The organism is Mucilaginibacter sp. (assembly GCF_036383575.1).
Lineage (GTDB): Bacteria > Bacteroidota > Bacteroidia > Sphingobacteriales > Sphingobacteriaceae > Mucilaginibacter.
In genome coordinates, this window is record NZ_DASVOB010000495.1 from 1 (window position 1) to 5966 (window position 5966).

4 protein-coding genes and 1 pseudogene are annotated in these 5966 nt (G+C 43.3%); all 5 read left to right on the plus strand.

Annotated features, from left to right (window positions below):
- Nucleotides 1-85: 85 nt before the first annotated feature.
- Nucleotides 86-460: pseudogene (locus tag VF500_RS17695) on the plus strand (glycoside hydrolase domain-containing protein); the annotation flags it as partial.
- 118 nt (nucleotides 461-578) lie between these two features.
- Nucleotides 579-2273: an RICIN domain-containing protein gene (locus VF500_RS17700; RefSeq protein ID WP_330860951.1), complete on the plus strand. Its 1695-nt coding sequence runs from the start codon at nucleotides 579-581 to the stop codon at nucleotides 2271-2273.
- A gap of 42 nt (nucleotides 2274-2315) precedes the next feature.
- The gene (locus VF500_RS17705) at nucleotides 2316-3701 is read left to right on the plus strand and encodes an SGNH/GDSL hydrolase family protein (protein WP_330860952.1); all 1386 of its coding nucleotides are present in this window, start codon (nucleotides 2316-2318) and stop codon (nucleotides 3699-3701) included.
- A 15-nt stretch (nucleotides 3702-3716) separates the two neighbouring features.
- Nucleotides 3717-4547, plus strand: coding sequence for an alpha/beta hydrolase family protein (locus VF500_RS17710; RefSeq protein ID WP_330860953.1), 831 nt, complete (start codon nucleotides 3717-3719; stop codon nucleotides 4545-4547).
- A gap of 287 nt (nucleotides 4548-4834) precedes the next feature.
- Nucleotides 4835-5966: RagB/SusD family nutrient uptake outer membrane protein (locus VF500_RS17715; protein ID WP_330860954.1), on the plus strand; the 1132-nt coding region annotated here is incomplete at its 3' end.

Here is a 5966-nt window from a genome sequence, read left to right on the forward strand (position 1 = left end):
TTATTACAATCATTCCAACGAGCCGGTACATCATGTTCCGTTCTTGTACAATAGGCTTGGTGCACCATAGCTAACCCAAAAGTGGACCCGCGAGATCTGCCGCAGGGCATATAAAAACTCTGTAGAAGGATTAGTGGGTAATGAAGATGTAGGGCAAATGTCGGCATGGTATGTATTAGCAGCAAGTGGTTTACATCCTGTTTGCCCCGGCGATACGAGGCAGGAGATCACCAGCCCGGTATTCAACAAGGTTACATTGAAGCTTGATCCTAATTATGCAAAGGGTAAAACATTTACTATCATCGCCAATAACAATTCGGCGAAAAACATTTATATACAAGGAGCGAAGCTTAATGGTAAAACCTATAACAAATGCTATATCGACTATAAAGATATCACTGCAGGAGGTACACTTGAGCTGAGCATGGGAGCAACGCCAAATAAAAACTGGGGAATCTGATAAATTTAGGGTGAATAGAAGGTGGGGGTGATTTTTTATAATAAATTGCTAAATCGATTTTATAATTGTGTGATTTCATTACGCTGACCAAACATCAAACCAAATTATAAACCAAATTATGAAGACCAACCTTTTTACCTGTGCTTTTGCGGCTATGGCCTTACTGTCATCATGCAGCAAACAAGCTGCCGTTAAGTACCCCAAACCCTTTGTACGTACAGATTCTATTCAATTGGCCAGCGGATCGCCGGTAAGCTCCTATGGTACCTTTTTTATTACCAATGTTTTAAGCGGCAAGGCTATTGAGATCGGCAGTGGTAGCATGCTTAATGATGGTGCCGGTGCGCAGCAAAATCAATATTCAGGAAGCGGTACTGCAACATCTCCCAATCAAAAATGGATCATCGTACAGCAGGGTAGCGGTGCAATTACCAGTACTACAAAGTTTAAAATCATGAATGTAGTCAGCGGCAAATACCTGGAGGTGCCCCTGGCAACAACTAATCCGGGTACGGTCCTATGGCAGGATAAAGCTAATACCAATAACGCCCAGCAATGGTATATTCAATCTGTAAGCACCGGCGTATACAAAATTATTAATGTAGGTAATGGCCTGGCAGTTACCAATCACGCTTCATCTACCACTAACGGCACTCCTATAACGCAGGAGGCCTTTGTTGCCGGTAATACAGCGCAAACCTGGCTGCTTAACGGACTCACTGCGGAGGCTTATCGGGATGACGACGTCGTGAACTTTTTTCATCGTACTAATGGTACTGTTGCCTTTGACGAAGGGAAGAGTATCCCGCTTACCTATGGCGCCAATAGCGGAAAAGTGCTTTGGATTACTGAGGATGCCTATGAATCGTCACAGCTTCAAAGTAACGGGCAGTTGTATTGCCAGTTTTTTAAATATCATAATTCGGCTTTACTGCAACCGGCAAGCCACAGTTGGGATCAATCATTTACGCCTAATATTACTACCAATAATTCGCCTGTTAATAATATGGAGATCATAGAGAGTCCTGGCGATCACAACTCAACCTACCGCTGGCCGGGAGCGGGTATCGAGGCCGGCAATCATGTTTATCTCTACACTTTTGAATCGGCTAACGGTGCTACGCCCGAAAACCAGGTGCTTTATGATCTAACTCAAAATACAACCGGTCTCAATTGGGGTACAGCAGCCCGGATCACACCGGCAGGCATGTCAGGACAAACAGAAACAGGTTTTTCAAACGGCATGGTTAAAAACGTAAGCAATGATTCTGTATATGTTTACGGAAGCAAAAGTGTTTACTTCAATACCTCTAACGTATTCCTCGCCCGTTTTCCTGTAAGTAATCCGGCTAATTGGTCGTTTTGGGCAGGTTCATCATGGTCGTCAACGCGTACAACTGCCTCAGCTGCCGCTATAAATGTGGGTGCGGGCAATACTACCCAGCAAAACGTGATCATATCAAAAGTGAATAACAAATATGTGATGATGCAGATGGATCTTGGCTATTTTTGTGACCCTGCAAGCCATAACATTTATATATCAACAGCCGATAGCCCAAAAGGCCCCTTTACTACACCTAAAATGGTTTTCACCATCAATGATGTTTACCAGGGACATTTGGCTAAATATTATACCCCGGCCATTCATCCGGAGTTTATTAACGGACACAACGAGCTACTTGTTACTTATTGCCTTAATTATAACGGCGATGGCGGTAGCTGCAGCACAACCACCTGCGTAAATAATAACCAGGATCCAAACTTTTATCAGGTAAAGGCAGTAAGGATCCCCTACAGTTTGGTTGGCCTATAGTTTGAATTTATTTTTTGCTGAACACATTATAATTAACAGTTAATGAAAAAGTTGATTTTATTATTAGTATTAATAGCAGTGCGGGGGGCAGTAGTTGCCCAAAGCATTGCGCCTTTTCACGCCGGCGACAGGGTAGCTTTTGTTGGTAACAGCATTACCGACGGAGGCCATTACCACTCGTACATCTGGCTGTATTACATGACCCGTTTCCCCAATATGCGGATTACCTGCTATAATGCAGGCATAGGAGGCGATGTAGTAGGGCAGATCAATGATCGTTTTGAAGATGATGTGTTCAGCAAAAAGCCAAATGTTTTAACCCTTACCTGGGGCATGAATGACACGGGGTATTTTGAGTGGTACCGTGCCGATGCACAGGAATTTATGGATAAAAGGATCCAGGGTTCTTATGACAATTACGCGCTGCTGGAAAATAAACTGAAACAACGCCCGGACATCAGCAAGATCTTTATCCTTGGTTCACCTTATGATGAAACCAGTAAGTTCACTACCAAGAATATCTACCCTAAAAAAAGCGCTGCTTTTTCAAAAGTGATAGATTTTCAGCGCGATGCGGCCAAAAGGAATAATTGGGGATACGTTGATTTTTTTCACCCTATGACAGAGATCAACCTGCGTGAGCAAGCCAAAGATTCAACGTTCAGCTTAACACCTAATGACAGGGTACACCCTGATAATGACGGACACCTGGTAATGGCCTATCTTTTCTTAAAGGCCCAGGGTTTCAGCAACAAGGTGGTGGCTGATGTAGCTGTAGACACCAAAAGTAAAAAGGCTGTTAAAGCTGTTAATTGTAAGATAACCAACGTGGTATCTTCTGCCGATTCGGTGTCGTTCAATTACCTGGCCAGTTCATTGCCTTATCCTATCGATACCATTCCGCGCAGCTGGGGAAACAGGAAAAAACAGGCAGACGCGCTTAAGATCATCCCTTTTACTAAAGAAATGAACCAGGAGCTGCTTGCCGTTAAAGGTTTAAAAACCGCCAATTATGATTTGCTTATCGATGGCGAAAAAATGGGTAATTGGTCGGCCGGGGAACTGAGTACTGGTATCAACCTGGCCGAGATCACTATCACACCGCAATATCAGCAGGCTATCCAGATCAGGGAACTCAACGAGGAGCGCTGGGACATCGAGCGGCGGATCCGCATGTATGTTTGGATGCAGTTTGACTTTTTAAAAGGTAAGGGTCTTTTGTTTCACGATACCAATGCTGCTATGGATACCATTAGCAAGTATGCCAAAAAGGACATTTTTGTTAACGGAAATAAAGACAATTATACGCGCGCCCGCTACAAAAGCCTGCGTGACGCATGGCAAAAAGAAATGGACGTACTTACCGATCAGATCTATGCTATAAACAAACCTCAAAATCATCGTATTACCATAATCGCCTCAAAATAAAAACACTATATACAAATGGATATTAAAAAGTTATTCTTTATTCCGTTATTTATTGGCCTCGCTGCCTGCAGTTTCAAAGCTACAGCCGCAACGGTTGATACGGTGCTAACTCACAGTGCCGCAATGAACAAGGGTATTAAGGCGGTGGTAATAAAGCCTGCCGATTATTCAAATAACAAAAAGTTCCCGGTACTTTACCTGTTGCACGGCTTCAGCGGTAATTACAGCGATTGGATAAAAAAAGTCCCTGCCGTTGCCGGCCTGGCAGATACTTATCATTTTATTATAGTTTGTGCCGATGGTGATTTTGCAGGCTGGTATTTTGACAGCCCAATCATCAAGGATTCGCAATATGAAACCTATGTAGGCACAGAACTGGTGAATTGGGTTGATAAACATTATTCAACCATAACCGACCGAAAGGGGAGGGCTATAACCGGGTTAAGTATGGGTGGCCACGGTGCTTTGTTTTTGGCTTTTAAGCATTTAGATAAATTTGGCGCGGCCGGCAGCATGAGCGGCGCGGTTGATATCAGGCCTTTTCCGGATAGTTTTGGCATAGAACGCGTACTGGGTAAATACAGTGAACACCCGGACAGATGGGAGCAAAACAGTGTGGTGAACCTCATATACCTGCTAAAGCCAAACTCGCTTGCCATTACATTTGATGTAGGTTATGATGATTTTCTTTACCAGGCAAACCAGGAACTACATGAAAAACTGCTCGAACGTAAAGTGCCGCATGATTACACCGTAAGGCCAGGAGCACATACCTGGGAATTTTGGGGCAATTCCATCAACTACCAGGCATTGTTTTTTAGTCGTTTTTTTGCCGGAGTAAAATAGAGAGTACATTTATAATAACAATTACAACATTTTCAACCGATTGTAAATGTTGTAATTGTTAAAATTTAAGCTAAGAAATTGCGATTTTGAAAAATATAAAAAAATAGTATAAAAAATTTGCTAAATCGTTTTTATAAAGTATATTAGTATCAGATTTCAACATCTGAATTATAAACCAATTAACAAATAGTTTTTAAACTTTAGCTCCCACAGTTTAAAATATAGAATTGCTAAAACGATTTTATGTTTTCTTTTTGTCGAGGCGTGATGTTAACTAACCCTATAGTATGAAAAAACTTTACTTCAAAGTTCTTGCTTATTCGGTTTTAGGGGGCTTCCTGTTTTTTACTTCGTGTAAAAAGGATGGCTTCCTGGGACAAACACAAACATCAGACCTAACCGAGGGCACCGTGTTCACTGATAGTGCCAATACCGTATCGTTTTTAGCCGGCATTTATAGTAATGTAGGTTTTAGCGCTGCGGCAGGCAGGTTTACTTACGGGCCAATACTTTCACCCACACCTAACGGGGGGATCGATGCTGCATCCGATGAAGCCGAAGTATCGGCTTCGGCCGGTTCAACTGCTTTGGCCTTCGAAACTGGTACTATCAACGCCGCTGTGGTTACCGACGATGCTTATAAAACGTGTTATACTAATATCCGGTCGGTAAACCAGATGCTCAAAAACTTACCCAAAGCACCTATCAACACCTTTGTCAAAACACAAATGAAAGCCGAGGCGCGTTTTTTACGCGCCTGGTACTATTCCATACTGGTAAAACATTATGGCGGTGTGCATTTGCTTGGTGATAGTATTTACACCTACACGGATAAGATCCCCGCAGCCCGTAATACTTATGCTGATTGCGTAAACTATATCCTTGCGGAATGCGACGCGGCCGGACAAGATCTGCCGACTGTACAATCGGGAGTAAATTATGGCCGGGCATCAAAAGGGGCTTGTCTCGCTTTAAAATCAAGGGTGTTGCTTTACGCCGCAAGTCCGCTGTTTAATGGGCAATCAATAGGCGAAGGTAAAACGGTTGGATTGGCAGGCTATCCCGACAACGACCCTAAACGCTGGCAATTGGCAGAACAGGCGGCGGCGGCGGTTATTTCAACGGGGATGTACAGCTTAAATGTGGACAATGCCACTGCCCCTGGCTTTGGTTTTCAAAAGTTGTTTACCAAGCGCGTAAATATTGAATATATTTTTCAGCTCATGCGCCCAACCGACAATGTGGATCTGGAGAACTTATGGCAGCCACCAACACGTACCGGTAAAAACGGTGCGTTTCCTTTACAGGGATTAGTTGATGCTTTCCCAATGAGCAATGGAAAAGTTATAACCGACCCAACATCAAACTATAACCCTAACGACCCATATGCTAACCGGGACCCACGCTTGAATTTCAGCA

Bases quoted from the DNA above. Each gene is read 5' to 3' on its own strand.
- VF500_RS17700 (WP_330860951.1), top strand. From the start codon at position 579: ATGAAGACCAACCTTTTTACCTGTGCTTTTGCGGCTATGGCCTTACTG.
- VF500_RS17705 (WP_330860952.1), top strand. From the start codon at position 2,316: ATGAAAAAGTTGATTTTATTATTAGTATTAATAGCAGTGCGGGGGGCA.
- VF500_RS17710 (WP_330860953.1), top strand. From the start codon at position 3,717: ATGGATATTAAAAAGTTATTCTTTATTCCGTTATTTATTGGCCTCGCT.